At 62.4% G+C, this 16,878-nt stretch carries 14 protein-coding genes; 6 read left to right on the top strand and 8 right to left on the bottom strand.

The window, feature by feature from the left end:
- The first annotated feature begins 6 nt into the window (after positions 1-6).
- On the top strand, positions 7-1,197 hold the full coding sequence (locus QEH68_RS16230; protein ID WP_280623415.1) for a hypothetical protein: 1,191 nt from the start codon (positions 7-9) through the stop codon (positions 1,195-1,197).
- A gap of 56 nt (positions 1,198-1,253) precedes the next feature.
- Here the strand turns inward: QEH68_RS16230 and QEH68_RS16225 are convergent, their stop codons facing one another.
- Positions 1,254-2,165, bottom strand: a complete 912-nt coding sequence (locus tag QEH68_RS16225; RefSeq protein WP_280623414.1) for a diguanylate cyclase — start codon at positions 2,163-2,165, stop codon at positions 1,254-1,256.
- On the bottom strand, positions 2,162-5,611 hold the full coding sequence (locus QEH68_RS16220) for a response regulator (RefSeq protein WP_280623413.1): 3,450 nt from the start codon (positions 5,609-5,611) through the stop codon (positions 2,162-2,164). The genes QEH68_RS16225 and QEH68_RS16220 overlap by 4 nt, the downstream gene beginning before the upstream one ends.
- 221 nt (positions 5,612-5,832) lie before the next feature.
- Between QEH68_RS16220 and QEH68_RS16215 the strand changes: the two genes are divergently transcribed.
- Complete coding sequence (locus QEH68_RS16215) at positions 5,833-6,255, top strand: VanZ family protein (protein WP_280623412.1); 423 nt, start codon at positions 5,833-5,835, stop codon at positions 6,253-6,255.
- Here QEH68_RS16215 and QEH68_RS16210 read toward each other — a convergent pair.
- Both QEH68_RS16210 and QEH68_RS16205 read right to left on the bottom strand, forming a co-directional pair.
- A complete protein-coding gene (locus tag QEH68_RS16210) occupies positions 6,252-6,881 on the bottom strand; it encodes a hypothetical protein (protein ID WP_280623411.1) in 630 nt (209 codons plus the stop codon). The two genes, QEH68_RS16215 and QEH68_RS16210, sit on opposite strands and share 4 nt — an antisense overlap.
- Entirely contained in the window at positions 6,878-8,407 is a 1,530-nt protein-coding gene (locus QEH68_RS16205) for a polysaccharide biosynthesis tyrosine autokinase (RefSeq protein WP_280623410.1), read from the bottom strand. Before QEH68_RS16205 ends, QEH68_RS16210 begins: the two co-directional genes overlap by 4 nt.
- A gap of 140 nt (positions 8,408-8,547) precedes the next feature.
- Between QEH68_RS16205 and QEH68_RS16200 the strand changes: the two genes are divergently transcribed.
- From QEH68_RS16200 to lepB, 4 genes are all read left to right on the top strand, one after another.
- Complete coding sequence (locus QEH68_RS16200; RefSeq protein WP_280623409.1) at positions 8,548-9,435, top strand: helix-turn-helix domain-containing protein; 888 nt, start codon at positions 8,548-8,550, stop codon at positions 9,433-9,435.
- A gap of 191 nt (positions 9,436-9,626) precedes the next feature.
- Positions 9,627-10,268 (top strand): hypothetical protein, encoded by a 642-nt coding sequence (locus QEH68_RS16195; RefSeq protein WP_280623408.1) that lies wholly within the window; start codon positions 9,627-9,629, stop codon positions 10,266-10,268.
- Positions 10,269-10,419: 151 nt separating this feature from the next.
- Entirely contained in the window at positions 10,420-11,538 is a 1,119-nt protein-coding gene (locus QEH68_RS16190) for a PqqD family peptide modification chaperone (protein ID WP_280623407.1), read from the top strand.
- 2 nt (positions 11,539-11,540) lie between these two features.
- Positions 11,541-12,245 (top strand): signal peptidase I, encoded by a 705-nt coding sequence (gene lepB / locus QEH68_RS16185; RefSeq protein WP_280623406.1) that lies wholly within the window; start codon positions 11,541-11,543, stop codon positions 12,243-12,245.
- A 28-nt stretch (positions 12,246-12,273) separates the two neighbouring features.
- On the opposite strand, the gene QEH68_RS16180 is transcribed toward lepB, so the two are convergent.
- Genes QEH68_RS16180 through QEH68_RS16165 form a run of 4 tightly spaced genes read right to left on the bottom strand, consistent with a single transcriptional unit; the run spans position 12,274 to position 16,527 of the window.
- Complete coding sequence (locus QEH68_RS16180; protein ID WP_280623405.1) at positions 12,274-13,410, bottom strand: hypothetical protein; 1,137 nt, start codon at positions 13,408-13,410, stop codon at positions 12,274-12,276.
- A complete protein-coding gene (locus QEH68_RS16175) occupies positions 13,407-14,465 on the bottom strand; it encodes a polysaccharide pyruvyl transferase family protein (protein ID WP_280623404.1) in 1,059 nt (352 codons plus the stop codon). Before QEH68_RS16175 ends, QEH68_RS16180 begins: the two co-directional genes overlap by 4 nt.
- Complete coding sequence (locus QEH68_RS16170; RefSeq protein WP_280623403.1) at positions 14,462-15,505, bottom strand: glycosyltransferase family 1 protein; 1,044 nt, start codon at positions 15,503-15,505, stop codon at positions 14,462-14,464. Before QEH68_RS16170 ends, QEH68_RS16175 begins: the two co-directional genes overlap by 4 nt.
- Complete coding sequence (locus tag QEH68_RS16165; RefSeq protein WP_280623402.1) at positions 15,502-16,527, bottom strand: glycosyltransferase; 1,026 nt, start codon at positions 16,525-16,527, stop codon at positions 15,502-15,504. The genes QEH68_RS16170 and QEH68_RS16165 overlap by 4 nt, the downstream gene beginning before the upstream one ends.
- Between the last annotated feature and the right edge of the window lie 351 nt (positions 16,528-16,878).

Here is a 16,878-nt window from a genome sequence, read left to right as displayed (position 1 = left end):
GCTTTGGTGGTTGCAGCCGCAGCCGCTTTACTCACATTGGGTGGGGTCTCCGCTGCTCCCGCTGAGAACACGCCGCCAGCCACCCCCAGCCAGGTACCTTCAGCTTCAGGAACGTCCACAGCCACCAGTGCGGTAGCGGTATGCACGAAGAGCGGAGCGACGGGTAGCAACGCAACCACGGCCTACAACGTCACCACCACCGTCAATGACGCGGGGGACGACACGAGCGCCATACAGAACCGCATCAACGCAGCAGGGGCAGCTGGCGGCGGTGTGGTCAAACTCGTAGCCGGGACATACATCATCAACGGCAAACTCCGGATGGCGAACAACGTCAAACTTCAGGGCGAGGGCCCCGGCACGGTTCTCAAGGCTGGACCAAAGTTCCTGTCCACAAAGGGGCCGTCAGGTGGCTATCCCATCGTCACCACCAACAGGGCGACGAACACCACGATCACGAACCTCACAGCGGACCATTCAGGAAATACCCTCCCAGCGAGTGTCAACATGAGCGGGCGTCTGGACGAGTATGTCGTTGATATCCGGGGCGGCTCCAACAACCTCGTGGATGGGGTGCACGTCAGGAACCCCTTCACGTACTCTATCGTCGCTGTCGGGACCACCAAGTTCTGTGTGAAGAACAGCACCACGATCGTCGCAACGAGCGGCAAATACAACCAACTCGACGGCATCCATGTCCTGGACTCATCGTTCGGCGATGTCATCAGGAACACCATCGACCAACGCGTTGGAACCGACGGCGACGACGGCCTCGTCGCGCATACCATCAACGGAACCACCCACGACATTGACTACATTGGGAACAAAGTCCGGGGCGGACACCGGGGCAGCAGCATGCAACTGGCCGTCGGTAACCATTCCATCTACAACGTGAAAATCGCCGATAACGAGTTTTATGGGGCGCCGTACGGTATCCGCACCGGCTACTACGACGACGGGACCGGCGCGGTCAACGGGGTGAGCTTGACTGGTAACTACATCCACGACCTGAAAGCCGGTCACGCGTTCCCCGACGGCAGCTACGACGCTATCCACATCGGCGACTTTGACGGCCACGGCCCGATCACGAACGTCGTAGCCACGAACAACAGGGCGTGTGCAGCCGGGAATATTTACATCGCACCCGGAACCGGCAACATCAACCAGAACAACACCATTCAGACAGGAACATGCTGACTATTGACGAGGACCACGCCTTATGGCCATCGTCACCCAGCTACCATCCTGTCTGATCATCCCGCGAGGGCATCGGCCAGAGTCACCCGGTTTCGGCCGGAGGCCTTTGCCGCGTAGAGGGCGAGGTCTGCTTCCCGGAGGAGTTGCTCGCTGCCTGCCCGGTGCCCGTCCGTGAAGGCCGAGACTCCGGCGCTGATGGTAAGGACACCGTCCGGATCTCCGGAGTGCGCGATCCGCAGGTCATGGACCGCGGACCGGACACGTTCCATGACGGAAGCGGCGGTGGCAGGGGACTGGTCTTGCAGGACCAAGAGGAACTCTTCGCCACCAAAGCGGTAGACGGCGTCGGCTTTCCGGACTTCGCGGGCAAGGGTTGTTGCGATCGCCACCAGCGCGGCATCACCGGCCTGGTGCCCGTATATGTCGTTATAGCTCTTGAAGTTGTCCACGTCCACCATCGCAAGGCAGTAATCGTGATCGTCGAGGCTGTGCAGGAGGCCCAGGTCTTCCGTGAGTTTCAGACGGTTGTGCAGCTTGGTGAGGGGGTCAGTGCGCGCCTGCTCGGTCAGCGCCGATCGGTAGCGTGCAAGGTCTGCGTGCAAGGATGTGATCCGCTGGGCAGCCAGGAGCCTGATGTGAAGGCTAAAGGGGTCCAAGGGCTTGGTGACGTAGTCGTCCGCACCGGCCTCCATGCCTGCCAGCACATCCTTCCGGGAACCGTGCGAGGTCACCAGGATGATGTACGTGTAGCTGTCCTCCTCGGACGCGCGGATGGCGCGGCAGAGGTCCAGCCCGTTGAGGCCGGGCATCATGAGGTCCGTAACTACGGCTTCGGGGCCGTGCTCCTGGTACAGCTGCCAGGCCGAGTCGCCATCCTCCGCCACGATGCACTCATGGCCGGACTGCTCGACGGCGACCTTGGTGATCATCCGGGAGATCTGGTCGTCGTCGGCGATCAGGACTTTCATGAAGCTCCTTGGAGAGTGCGTTCGAGGGCAACGTCCACCTGCTCGAGTTCTGACTGCAATTGCGTGAGCACCGGCATGCCGATTGAAGCCAGGTCCGGTCCCGCCTCGCGGCCGAACCGCTCCAGATCCTTGCACAGCACCGCGGCGCCGGCTGCTCCGATGTTGGAGGCCGCACCGGCGAGTTTATGTGCGGCCGCTTGCACGGCAGCGGCTTGCCCCGCCCCCAGCGCGGTACGCAGTGCTTCCAGAGTGGTTTGAGCGTCCTGCCGGAAAGCCCGGATAGCGTCGGGCAAGAGCCCCAGGCCGTCTGCCGGCCCAAGCTCGCGGAGGATCTGCAGCCGGTCAGCGTCAAGAACCACAGCGTCGGGAACAGCGGCGTCCTCAACGCCAACATTCGACGCCGATGCTGCCGCCGGCATACGTTCGACGCCCGCCGGCACCTCCGCGACGCCCACCGCCGCTCCGGGCACAGAGCCGCCCACCGCCGTCGATGTTTGCTCTTGTTCCGGAACCCAGCGCGTCAGCACAGCGGCGAGCTTGGCGAGGTCCACGGGCTTGCTGAGGTAGTCGTCCATGCCGGCGGCGAAGCAGCGCTCGCGGTCCTCGTCCAGCGCTCCTGCGGTCATGGCGATGATGGGAATGCGGGCTGCGTGGCCGTTCCGGGCACGGATGGCCCGGGTGGCGTCGAAGCCGTCCATCACGGGCATGTGGCAGTCCATCAGAACGGCCGCGTACCTTCCGGACAGGGCTGCGGTCACTGCTTTGGCGCCGTCGTCCACAATGTCAACGTCGTAACCCAGCCTGTTGGCCATCCCGCGGGCTACCAACTGGTTGACCTCGTTGTCCTCGGCCACCAGGAGTTTGCCCAGCCGTGGCACCGGTTCGGCCAACGCAGCTGCATCCAACTGCACGGGCTGCGCAGGTGATCCCACAGTCCGGGTGGCCATCAGGCGCAGGAGGCGGTTGTAGAACTCTGAGCTTCGCACGGGTTTTGTGAGGTATTCGCGGATTCCTGCGCTGACAAGATCCACCCTCTCCACCTGCATGGTGGAAGTCAGCAGGATGATCGCAGGCGACCCGGAGCCATGACTCTCGCCCTTGATCTGGCGTGCCAGTTCCAAGCCGTCGGTTTCGGGCATGCACATGTCCACCACGGCGATGTCATAGGGGTGTTGTGTTAACACGGCTGTGCGGTACTCCTCCATGGCGGAGGTGGCGTCAGCAACGGCCACCGGCTGCATGCCCCAACTGGCCAATTGCTTTTCCAGCACCAGGCGGTTGGTGGCATTGTCGTCCACCACCAGGACCCTGCGGCCGACGAGCGTAGCCGGCAAGGTCCCTGTGTCGGAAGCGTCCGGGCCAATGGGAAGGTCCAGGACGAACCAGAATTTGCTGCCCGTTCCCGGCTCGCTTTCCAGTCCGATCCTCCCACCCATGACTTCGGTGAGGCGCCGGGAGATGGCCAGGCCCAGCCCCGTGCCTCCGTACCGACGGGTAGTGGAAGCGTCGGCTTGGGCAAAAGATTCGAACAAGCGGTGATGGTCCTCGGCGCTGATTCCAATGCCGGTATCCCTGACTTCGAACCGCAGGGAGGCGTTGTCTGCATCCCGGCTGATCATGGAAATCTGGATCTCGACTTCGCCGGCGGGGGTGAACTTGACCGCGTTGGAGGACAGGTTCAGCAGGATCTGCCGGATGCGTCCGGCGTCGCCCATCAGGCGTGCCGGTACGTCGGGGTGGCAGTAAGAGATGAGTTCCAGATTCTTGCCCTGGGCCGCCTCCGCAACCAACCCGGCCACCTCGTCCACCAAAGACCGGGGGTCGAAGGCGTTGACGTCCAGGTCCACTTTCCCTGCCTCCAGTTTGGAGAAGTCCAGGATGTCGTTGATCAGGGTCAGCAAAACCTCGCCGGCGCCTTTGACGCCCTGCGCGTACTGCCTCTGGCCCTCGCTGAGCGGCGTGTCCATCATCAGTGAGGTCAGCCCGATCACAGCATTGAGGGGAGTGCGGATCTCGTGGCTCATGGTGGCCAGGAACTCGGACTTGAGCCTGCTCGCTTCCAGCGCCGCCTCACGTGCCGCGAGCAGTTCCACTTCGGCAGCCTTGCGCTCGGTGATGTCGCGGGAGATGGTGGCGACGCCGCTGATGCCGCCCTCGCCGCGGACGGGGGACAGGGTTACCGAGACGGGGATGGTGGCGCCGTCGCCGCGTGTGCGTTCAGTTTCATAGTTCTGCACTTCACCGCTCCGGGCGGTCGATTCCAAAACTTGCCGTTCCTTCTCCAGCAGGTGGGCCGGGACAAAGAAATCGCCTTTCCTGCCGATGGCTTCCGACGCCGGGTAGCCGAAGATTCGCTCCGCCCCGGGGTTCCAGCTGGTGATAACGCCCTCGGGTGTTTCGCCGATGATGGCATCGCCGGAGGAATTGACGATAGCCCCCAGTCCTTCAAGCTGGGCCGTCCGTTCGGCCACCTTCGATTCAAGGTCCCGTGTCAGTGTCACATTCTCGACGACGATCAGCACCTGCCGCACGATCACGAAGACCACCACCACCAGCCCGGTGACCAGCAGGATGGGATCCGCCCCAATCGGTCGGCTGCGGGAGAAGAACACTGCACTGAACACGGGCACGTAGGGGAGCAGTTCAAGGGCTGCGGCATAGGCCCGCCCGTCCTTGCGGGTACTTCCGGCTTCCGGAAGCAGGGGGCTGAGTCCCACCAAAAGGAAGGCGAGCACCCATCCCAGGGCCAACGGAGATCCTGTGACACCTGTGATGCCTTGGAGGGTGAAACTCATATACGTCAGGTCGGTGATGGCGAGGATCCAGAAACCAAGACCCATGCTCAGCCACGGCAATCTGCGTCCGCGGGCTGCGCGCATGGTCAGCACAATGACCACCGAGACCATAAAAACGTCCGCGATGGGGTAGGCCATCTGCGTGATCTGCGCGAAAGCGTCCTGGTTCGTGGCTCCAGCCAAGGGACCCAGTACAGAGCTCCACGCAATGAAGAACGTGGAGCTCGCCACTACTCCGGCGTCCAGGATGGTGCGGCGAAGAGGAAGACGCAGCCCCTGGCCCCTCAGCAGCAGGATCAGGCCAATGGAGGTGGGCAGTGCGTACCAAACAAAGCCAATGTCCGCGAAGGACGGGAAGGGGTACTGGTGGTTCAGGGTGATGCCGTTGAATGTCCACACAATTTGCCCGGCGCTCCACACGGCCAGGCCTGCCACGATGAACCAGCGGCCCGCGGAGTTGTCTTTCCGTCGTCGGGCTGCCAGAGCATGGGTGGCCAGTGCGGTGAGCGACGCTAGGAGGATCGCCAAGTCGCCGGCAAGTTGCGCTGTGGGCGTTCCTGTCCCGCTTGCCAGTCCGACGGCCAGCAGCACCAAACACAACGCCACGGGCACTAGAAAAAGCGGCCAACCGTGCCGTGCTGACGAGCGCATCGGAAGAACCCCGTGCTTCACTCCTGCCACTGAACCCCTGCCTTCGAAAGTGGCCCCACCAAAAGCGAACAACGCGCCTTGCCTGCGCTGAGGAGAGCATACGCCGAAAACACGCCCAAAGAGCAGAGCAGGCCGCTAGGAATCCTGACAAATCAAGGGCACAGGCGGCTCGCCCCTATAGTTGATGGCTGCAGGCACGCACACGCTGGAGGAGGTTGCTGGTGGTTTACCCCAAGGTCGCCCGTCGTTGGATCCAGGTCATGTTCGGCGCGTATCTGGTGGCGTTGGCCTTGGTGGTCTTCCTGCCGGCGCGTGAAGCCAGCACCGTCACTGGGTTTGTGGGGGTCATCGCCGGGTGGCTTTCGCTGCTCGGCCTGCCGTTCGGTGCCGCCGCAGTGGGCGTGGAGTTCGCTGCCAACATTGTCCTGTTCATCCCGTTCGGGGCGTTTCTCCGCCTCCTCCGGCCCGCGCTGTGGAACTGGTGGGCGGCGGGGCTGCTCGCCGTCGGATCGTCGGCATTGATCGAAACGGTGCAGCTGGTGGTTCCGGGGCGCGTCACAGCGTTGTCGGATGTTGTGGCGAACACCCTGGGCGCCTTGCTGGGCCTCGCGGTGATGAAGAGGCTTGCGACGGCTATTGCTTAGAGGTGCTTCCGCAGGATGTCGGCGACGTCCTTGCAGTGCCCGGCAATGCGCTGGGCAACGTCGCGGTGCACGGCCTCGCTGGCGTTGATGGGGTCCGGGATATCGTCCTCGTCGCGGAGTTCGGCGGTGGACCGGATGGCTGCCGTTCGGCTGACCAGACCGGCCAAGGGGGTGTTCGTCACTGCGCCTGTTACCGATGCCCAGCTGGCGGCGGCCGGAGCTGCCATGCCTTCGCCGGCAGGTACCTTAGCTGCTGCGCGGGCGAACTCGGCCATGGTGAACGCGCGCTGCGCGGCACCCGGATACTTCTTCACCAGTTCGTCGCGCTGCTTGCGGGTCATGGTCAGCACCAGGCCGGCCGCCTCGACAACCCCGGCCGAGATCTGCCGGCCCACCGAGCCATCCGGGGTGCCGCCGTACTCCCTGGACAGGGCAGCGGGAAGAGGCTCCATGGGCGCCCCTTCCGCAGCATGCAGGCCTGCACTCACCACCTGAAGGCTGCTGAGGCCGTTGTCATGGAGCTGGGCGCGGATCAGTTGCTCGGCCAGCGGCGACCGGCAGATGTTGCCGGTGCAGACGGTCAGAATGGACGACGACGGATGGGCACCTTGGTTGGTCAGGCTCACAGGGCGTTCGTACTTTCGCGGCGGCGGCCACGGCGCTGGTCGGTCAGCTGGACCTGCTCTGTCGCGGCCACGGGAGTCGATTCCGTGGCGGGAACGTGGTTGGCCTTGGCCGCTTCCTCACCGGTGTCCTTGCGGTTGTAGTACGTGTAGTACTGGTAGCCGTAGTCCTCGCCCTTGGAGGATTTGCGGGAAACGCCGTTGATGATCAGACCCAGGGGCCTGCCCTTGACGCGTTCGAGGTTCTGCAGGGCACGCTTCAGTTGGTCGTAGGTGGTCTTGCCTGCGCGGCTGACTACCAGGGCTCCGTCGGTGCGGGCGGTGAGGATCGCTGCGTCGGTGACGGGCAACAGCGGTGGGGCGTCCACCAGGACGATCGCGTGCTTGGCAATGTCCTCAAGTAGGGCCCGCATGACGTTGGACCCCAGAAGTTCGCTGGGGTTGGGAGGTACAGAGCCGGCGCCGAGCACAAAGAGGTCGCCGCTTTCGCCCCAGGGCTGCAGGACGTCGTTGAGGGTGGCCCTGCCGATGAGGACATCTGTGAGCCCTACGTTGGTCAGCAGCCCGAACGTCTTGGCCACGGTGGGGCGGCGGAGGTCGCCGTCCACCACAACAACGCGCTGCCCGGATGCCGCGATGGTCTGGGCAAGGTTGGCCACCACGGTGGTCTTTCCTTCACCCGGGAGGGCAGAGGTGACAACGATGATGCGGGGCGGCTCGTCCACGTCCATGAACTGGAGGTTGGTCCGCAGTTCACGGATGGCCTCGGCTACGGCGTAGTCCTGATGGTTCTTGTTCTCAAGATCGTTACCGCCGCGGGACAACACGAGGCGGTTGACGCCGTCGAAATTGTTGTGGAACGGAATGGTTCCAATGACGGCGACGCCGGTCTCGGCTTCGAGCTGGACTGCAGAACGGACGCGCCGGTCGAAGATATTCCTCAGCAGTGCGTACCCGATCGCCAGCAGCAGGCCGGCGACGACGCCAATCATCAGCGCGAGCCTGGTATTGGGGGATGTCGGAGTGGTGGGGAGCTGTGCGGCGTCCAGCGAGCGGAAACTGACGATGGACGTCTCACTGCTGTTGCTGCCCTTTTCAAGCTCGGCAACCTGCTCCCCGACGGCCCGGACCCAGGCCTCGGCCAGGTCGCGGGCATCCTCCGGGCTGCTGGCCTGTGCGGAGAATTTGAGGGTGGCGGTGTCCTGCGGGTTCTGGGCCGAAATACGGCTGATCAGTTGCTCAGGAGTGGTGCCTTGGAGCTTGAGGTCCTGGATGACGGTTTCCGCCACGGACCGGGATTTCGCGACGTCCAAGTAGGACTTTGCGCGGGACTTGGAGTAGCTCTCGCCGGCCATGGCCGTACCAAGATCTTTATTGACGCCTACCGAAATGATGCCGCTGGCATCGGCGCTGAAGACCTTGGTCTGGGTCAAAGTCCAGCCGAATGCGACTATTCCACCCAACACGGTAATGGCAATCACTGAAATCCAGTGTGCCCGCAGGACCTTCCAATAGTCCGTGAGCTCCATGAAATTGGTCCCCCTGATGCTGTGTGGCGTCGACACGTCGACACAAAAAGAACGCAGTTCTTGCACTGCGTTGTAAGTATCGTAACGTGCTGACCTAAAGGGGATACCCACCTCGCGGTGGGATGGGGGGTTTATGACAAATGCAGGATACTGACTTTCTCCAAATGGGAGCGGTGTACTTCGCGCAGGATCAACACGGTCTTCAGAGGCATGCCGAATGCGTTTTTGGTGAGCTGACCATTAGCTCACTTTCGGGCGATTTCACTGCCCCCGATGCCACGGGACATGACGACACCGTGGACATTTATTTCGTCGCGTCCGGCCTTATCCGGGATCCCCACTCAGGGACGCACCTCCCGGGCGGCGAATCGGTTGTTGTTGTTGTCCCTGGCGGCAGGGGCCTGCCCTCGCCATTCGTCGGGGACGCGGACGCTAAACGGATCCGGATCCAGAGAAGCGCGGCGGAGACTTTCGTCCCCCATGCACTGGACAGCGTAACCGTCACCCCCGTCCGCTCCCGGCTCGATGCTGCTGCTGAGGCCTTCATCGGGGCCATCCTGAATCAGCCTGCCCGGCACGGTTCTGCCATTGAGCTGTACGCCACCGAGCAGATCCTGCTTGAACTGACGGGCAGCCTCCTGCTGGATCACTGTGGAGTTTCCTGGGATTCCACGTCCTTGACGTCGGTGCTTAGGGACCAGGCCATGGCGGTAATTGCCCAGCGATGCGCTGACCGGGAGCTTAATCCCGAGGCCGTGGCCAAGGCTGTCCAGTCGTCATTGCGGCGGGTGCAGGCCGCGTTCGCGGAGGTGGGAAACTCCATTGCCGCGGAGATTCGCAGGCAGCGCGGCAGGTTGGCACGAACGCTGCTCACGGATGCCCGCTATGACGTCCTCAGCGTCCAACAAATTGCCGAGCAGACCGGATTCGGTACAACGGCCGCCCTGCGCAGGGCGTTGGATGAGCTGTATGGTTGCGGGCCGCGGGATCTCAGGGAACGCCGGGGCGTCGACGCTTCCCAGCCGTGAAGATTCACGTTTGTGGCGGGCACAGAGGACGTTCCGCGCAGACCTTGAACCGTTGAGCGACAAAACTTCGGGCGCGGGCCAGATCTGGACTTTCCGGCAAAAACACGTGGGTAATGTCTATCCCTGATGGGGGAACTCGGCATGTGCTGGATTCCAACCGATGGTTTTCATTCCGAGTTGAGAGAAGAACAATGAGCGACGAAGTCACCGTTTCAAAGCCGCACTCCCGCCGCGCCGTAGTCAAGGGTGCCGCCTGGTCCGTGCCGGTTATCGCCGCTGCCGTGGCCGCCCCGGCTGCCGTAGCGTCCGTGAACACTTTGAGCCTTGCCTTCACGGCCTCCTCCACTTCACTCCTTTCCCTCGCCCTGCTGGACGGCGGCGGAACGCTCACGGCCACGGCCCTGGTCACCGTTCCCACCACCCTGACCTTCACCAACGGTCCGGGTGCCGTGACGGAGACTGCCGCGGTGACAGTGTCTGTTGCCCGCCCTGCCGGCATCAACATCAGCGTTGGCCGGGCTCGCGGCTTTGGCGTGTACTCCTTCGACGGCACCCTCACTACCGCCGGACAGCGCACTGCCGTCTACCAGTCGGCCCCCATTATTGGACAGTACGGCTTCCCGGCTACGACGTGGACCAACAACGTTCCCGTCACCGTCGCCAGCAATGGCACGCTGAACCTTCCCATCGTCTTCGGCCTTGCGGGTGTCAGCACTGGAATTGGTATCAGCGCTTTGGCAACATTCCCCGTCACGGTCACCGTGGTTATTGGTGGCCGCACCCTTACTGCCACGAGCGAAATCTCCGTTCCCGTCGGTGCGGGTCTCCTCTAGGGCCTTTTCGAAGAACATTTCAGGCGAATGCGCGTCAGTCGGAAGGCTGGCGCGTTTTCGTGCGTTCCGGGAATGCGGATTAGGGTATTTGAAGGCCTCCAACGGTAATCCCTTTTCGGTTGGTATGGCCGGCTGATCTTAGGTGGAGGAAATGCAGACTGATGAGATCCTGGTCAATGCGCTGGGCGGTTTAGTCAGGATTCGATTCGATTTTTCGAGACAACAGTTTGATGAAGCGCGCTTCGAAAAACTCCACGGGCCTTGGTCTGATGCCATGCCTGAACAGGAAGCGATCCCGGTTGTTAGGGATATTGTCGCCGAGCTTCTCTGGGCTTTCCCGGACGACGACGGGCTCCCAGGTTCCGTAGCGGAGCTTTCCACCCACACAACATTGGCAGCTATCGAGGCACAACGCGGCCGCCTGCTGATGCTGCACGCCGCCGGAATCGCGCACCCCTCCGGTCAGGTGCTGGCGTTCATTGGTCCGTCCGGGAGGGGCAAGACCACCTTGGCCCGGCACCTCGGTGCCAAATATGGCTACGTCACCGATGAAACCGTAGGCATCGAGGCCGACGGTACAGTGCATCCCTACCGGAAGCCTCTGTCCGTCATCCAGCCCGGCGAGGCGTACAAAAAGCAACTGGCCCCTTCTGTCCTGGGTCTTGGTGAGCTGCCCGCTGCGTCCCTTGCCCTTGCCGGGCTGGTGCTGGTTTCCCGGCGCGATGGTTATTCCGGTGCGCCCCGGATTGAGACGTTGGGGTTATGCGAAGCCCTGGTCGAGATCGTCCCGGAGATCAGCTATCTGGCCGACATGGACAAACCGCTCCAAACCATTGCATCGCACGTCGACCGTTGCGGCGCGATTCGGCGGGTCACCTACAGTGAGGCCTTTGAGGTCCTGCCCCTCGTCCCTGAGCTGATGGCGTGGGAGCCGCCTGAGGCGTGGGAGGCCGTCCTGCCCACAGGGGAAACCACGGGCGTGGTGAGTCCCCTGGCGCCGGAGTCATATCTACCTGCCCCGGTGCTGGACGCCGTGGAAGCCGGTGGGCTGACCGCCGTCCTGGACGCCAACCGAACTGTCCACGTCCTTGATGGAGTGGGGCCGCTGGTCTGGAAGTCGCTCTGTGTGGGCCGTGATTTTGCTTCGCTTGCACGGGAGGTGGAGCGCCAGTTTGGTGCTCCACCTGAGCAGAAGCTCGAACAAGCAGTGGTGGGGATTCTTTCAACTCTCGCGGATGCCGGCCTGCTCGTTCGCTTCCCGGCCCCATAACAATGGGTCCCGATACTGCGAAAGCTGCCAGCAGGCGTCGTCGATTGCTTCGTTCGCCGTGGAGCCATGCGCTGCTGGCCTTGATCCTCGTGGCACTCGTCCAAGGCTTCCTGGTGAAGATCCATCACGTGCCCACCGGCTCCATGGAGCAGACCCTCAACGTCGGCGACCGGGTGCTGGTGAACCGGACTGCGTACTTCGCTTCAGTGCCTGAACGCGGGGACGTGGTTGTCTTCCGCAAACCGCCGGGCTGGGGGCCCGCGCCTGACCGCAGCTTCCTGCGCACCAGCGTGGGCTGGTTTGGTGAACTGACCGGCATTGGCCCTGGCAACACCGAGTACTTGGTCAAGCGGATCATCGGGGTGCCCGGTGACACCGTTGAATGCTGTGATGCCGCTGGCGCGGTCAAGGTCAACGGGGTTGCCATCAGTGAACCGTACATTCATCAGGATTTCCCCCTCCACGCGGGATCTCTTGACTGCTCGACGGCGGTAGAGTCACCGCGCTGCTTTGCGCCACTTATCCTCAGTGAGGGGCAGTATTTGCTGCTGGGGGATCACCGCTCTGTTTCGGAAGATTCCGTCTCAGCATGCAGAAACCCCGCGGCCCCTCCCGACTGCGTCAGAACTGTTCACCGGGGGGACATTACGGGCCGTGTGGATTGGCTCGTCTTCCCCTTCGATAAGTGGGGAGCCTTGGGTTCCTGACCCTACGTCTGCCAACCGGACCGACGTGTCAGGCCTGCTGCAGCGCCTTGGAGACCGAACGGTATCTCGCGTACAGCAATAGACCTGTCACCGATTCCACGATGGTGAGTCCCAGGAAAAGCACCGCCAGTGAATCGCTCCAGAGGATCAAGGCCACGCTGACTGCGAGATACAACAACGACGACACAATCCTGATCCAGAAAACCTGGCCCACCATCCCTGCGCGACGCAGGTAGGTGAAGGGAAGGGTGCCGGGGATGCTGACCAGTTTCCAAAGACACGCCAGTGACAGAGCACCGAGAGTCACCACGTTCCAGGCAGAGCCGAACAGGGCCTGGAACACGCCAAGAACCCCCAGGACCAGGATGAGCGCAATGGCCAGGACGCTGAGGGCGGACATGCCCAGCGTCAGGCTTCTCGATTCCGCTCCGAGCAGCCGCGTCCGCATGTACCCGAGGATGGGCTGGAGTGCTCCGAGGACCGTTATGGTCGCCTTGAGGGCAACAGCTTCCTCATCCCGTTGAAGCAGGTACACCGTGGCCACAATGCCCAACGGGACCAGGGCCACCATGGCAGTTTCAAGGGTGATCCAGGCGGTTGGGGCCAAACGTGGGCGCCCCGACGCTTTATAGGGGGTCCTCAGGGCCCTGATCACGATGGCCGCTGCCATGGATGCGGCTAAAACAGAGACCGCCCACGGTGAATTTTGTTGTGCAAGGACCAAGGAAGCGCCCGCACCCAGGACCAACGCGGCAGCAGTCAAGGCCTCCATCTTCCACCCAGCCGTATAGGCAGCATGCATTCGCCCTATCTGGAGGGCCACCATGGCGCAGGGCAGGCCAAACGCCAGGACCGCAATTGAGCTCGGGAAAATGACCATTGCCAGTGTTCCCGCAACGCCCAACGCTGTGGCCCAGGCCGGGATGTACGTCTTGTCGACCAAACGGGAATCGGCCATTCGTGGCTCGAGCAGACCCGCGGCGATCACACCGGCGCAAAAGGCGCCGATGCTCAGGACAAGTGCTATCTGGGCCTGGCCTTCAAGGGCGAAAAGCCGGGCTGCAACGGCCTGGAATGCCGCTGGGACGATGGCCGTAACAGCTCCTGAGGCCACCATGACCAGCGGTTGGAGCACGTTGCTCCGGGTGACCGTAGCAGTGGTCATGCCGTGACGCCCAAGACCGCGTCCCGAAGGCTTGCCCCCAGTGCCTCGTAGGCCTCGTCCGTTCTTGCGGCAGAACGGTTGACCGCAGCGTCGTATTCTTCGCGGGCCGTCTCACTGTTCAGGAGACGGTCAATGTGGGCGTGAACCGTCTCCGGATCAAAACTGAACGCGTTGTGGACGTACTCTTTGAGGCCCAGATCCTCGAACGCAGCAAAGCCTTTTCGCTCGTACGACAGATGAATAACATAGTGGCCCGCCTGCAAGGCCATGAGGGCAGCGTGCAAGCGCACGGCAACCACCACCCGTTTGGCGGAAGCGCCATTCAGGAAATCCCCGCGGCTGAGGATCCGCCGCGGGTTGAGGCTCTGCATGGGGGAGAGGTCCTGATTTCCACCGGTTTGACTCTGTACGTAACCGTCGAAGGACCCCACCAAGCCCGCCAGCTCGATGATGGGAGCAGGGAGGCCACCACGAAGGTTTCGTACCGAGTACACAGGAGTGGCTTCCACTGGCTGTGTGGTCCGGGCCGGAACGCGGAGGACTGCCATGTCCGGCACGCGTCGGACGACGGACGTCAGCCCAAGCTCCTGGACCGTGCGGTCATCGCGGGCCCAGACCCGGCTGAGCCGGCCCAGGTGCCGCCTGAACCAAGGGGCACTGCCCAGCCTCAGGGGACCGATGCTTTGGGGAAGATAGACAACTTTTGCTCCATGCCGGCTGGCTGCCCTTAACTGGACACCATGGACCAGAAGCGCTTTGGCCAGCTCAACGCAGTTTCCGCCGCGCAGGTACCCACCGCCAACGCCCACAATGAGGTCGAAGCTGTCGAGATTCCGCAGGGTCGCGAGGTAGTCACGGTCATAGCCGCGGAGGGACGGCTTGCTTCGACGCAGTGAGACGCCAGGGAGATCAAAACTCCCAGGATCGGAGGCGAACAGTGTGAGATCGATGGCCTCGGCCGGGAAGGTCGCGGTGATGAGTTCGATTGCTTCGGTGACCAGCATGCCGTCGCCGATGTTGTCAGCACTGTAGCCATGGAGAATGAGGACTTTCATCGCTGCAACACCTGCTCGTAGACCTCGGTATGCGCGTCCACGCTGGCATCCCAACTGAAGCGTTTTGCCCAAGCGAAGCCGGCATCCCGTGAGTGCCCGGTTCCTGCGGAACTGCCGAGAGCCCCTGCAATGCCACGGGCGATTGAGTCGGCATCGGTGTCTTCGAACAGGAAGGCCGGACCTGCCACCTCCTTGAGGGAGCCGCGGTCCGAACAAATGACGGGAGTTCCGGAGGCCATGGCTTCGAGAACGGGAAATCCAAAGCCCTCGTAAAGGCTGGGGAAGGCGAAGAGGGCTGCATGCTGCATGAGTGCCACCCGCTCGTCGTCATCAACGAAACCCAGATGCTCGATTCCAGCAGACTCAATCGCGGTCATGGTCTCAGCCGCGTTCCACGCGGGTTTTCCCGCGATCACTAATTTTGCGCCAAGATCCTTGAGTTGGGGCAGCGAGAACGCACGTACAAGTTCAATCAGGTTTTTCCGGGGTTCAATGTTTCCGAGGTAAAGCACGTAGGGAGTGGAGCGAAGGTGCTGAAGCCGGTCGCTAAGAGCCCGTGGCTGCGCAAAGTATTCAGTGTCGATGCCGTGGGGAATCGTCGTAATAAGGGCCGGGTCCATGCCGAACACCTCGGAAACATCGTCTGCACTGGACTTGGAGACAGTGATGACCGCATCCGTTGATTGAATGGCCCGCTGGACCCGGGTTCGCCAGATCATTTCCTGCCGGGCCGATCTCGCCGTGGTGATCCAGCGGCTCGCAACACCGTGCACGGTCACCACCGAGGGAGCGCGGGTGGGCAGCAGCGGGCCAGTGTCAGCGCTGTAGTGCAATACAAAGCCAGGTTTCGCGGGCACCGTAAGACCTTGCCATGTCTCCATGAGGGCGGTGAGTGCCGCACGTTTCGATGAGCGAAGTTGGCTGATCTCGACGCCCCTCAGCTCAAGGCCTTTGGCGATCTCCCGTGCATAGGTGGTGTTTCCGCCAACGTGGCGGGAGAGAATCCGGGACGGGAACGACACTTGCTTGAGTCGGTTCAACGATCAGGCCCTTTCAGGTCATAGAGGTCACGAAGAGCAGTGTGCAGGGTCGAACGATTCATGCGGGCCAGCAGGGAACGGTTCGCCGCCAGCGCAAGCTCTCTTGTCCCGGCATCGCTGAGGATGGCGGCGACAAGACCGGCCACTCCGTCGGCATCATCTGCTTGCAGCAAGCCGGAGTCTCCCAGGGCGCTGATGCTGCGGGCAGCAATGGGAACGCCCTGGGCCGCGGCATCGAGGATGCTGAGGGGGAAGCCTTCATACGCGGCGGAATGAACGTAGACGCTGCTGGAAGCGAGGGATTCGGCCACTCCGTGGTTGTCGAGCCAGCCGGTGACTTGGATTCCGGCCTGTTCAAGGCCTCTTCGCAGTTCCGGATCGCCATCCCCAATCCACTGAAAGCGCACGGATGGCACCTTGCTCCGCAGAGCAGCGGCAACATCGCTGAAGAACACAGGGTCCTTCTGCCGGGCGATTCTTCCCACCATGGAGATCACCGGTATGGCCTGACTGGTCAGGGGCCCATGCCCGGCTGAGCGGGAGGCGACTGTGGGCAGGTTTGGGATGGGGACGCAGGTAGCTGACGGGCTAAGCGCACGCACCAGGTTCTCTTCGTGGGAAGACAGTGTCCCGAATTTCCAGGTCCTTGGTGCGAGGAATCTCTCGGCACCTCGAAAGAGTGCCCGCTTCACTGGAGAAGTGTTTGGGTCGTCATGCTTGAAGCAGTGAGGTTCGTAGACCACCGGTGCCGCTATGCGCCGCGCACGGGTGTAGAGACCGGGGAAGCTGGAGTGCGCGTGGACCACCTGGGGCATCAGCAGGTCGACGGTGGTACCAACCGTGGCAATGCGTTTGAAGAGCCCTGGCCCCAGATCGTGGTGCTCAACGGCCAAGCCCTGCCACACAGGGGCGGGCTGCCCTTTCTGAAAAGGCGACAAAACCAGGTGGATGAACTCCTTGGGGCTGTTTTCAATGTAGCTCCGGACAGCTTTTGGCACCCCGCCATCGATGCGGTCAACCACATGAAGAATCCGACTGGAATCAGCGGCTACCAACCGGCACCTGCTTGCGTGAACGCCGAGTCGATTTGTCCATTGCACGGCTGGTAATAAAGCCCATGCCAAAGTTCCAAGATTGCCACGCTCCCCCATTCATCGGCGCATCAGATGTAGACTCCCGGCCCGTGGCAGTGCCTCACCCTAAATCTGATGTGAGGGAGGTAGCAACAACGGAGCCCGTCTGGTGTTCGACCAAAGTCAAGGATAACCGATGCCCGGGCATATTCGGGTTTGTGCGGATTGTTTACTGTAAGCGTCCTGATTAATCCGGCAGTTTTAATTGCGGTAGATTTATCAGGACTGAAAATTACAGAT

It is taken from the genome of Paenarthrobacter sp. OM7 (genome assembly GCF_029873575.1).
Taxonomy (GTDB): domain Bacteria; phylum Actinomycetota; class Actinomycetes; order Actinomycetales; family Micrococcaceae; genus Arthrobacter.
This window is presented reverse-complemented; position numbering and strand designations above follow the sequence as displayed.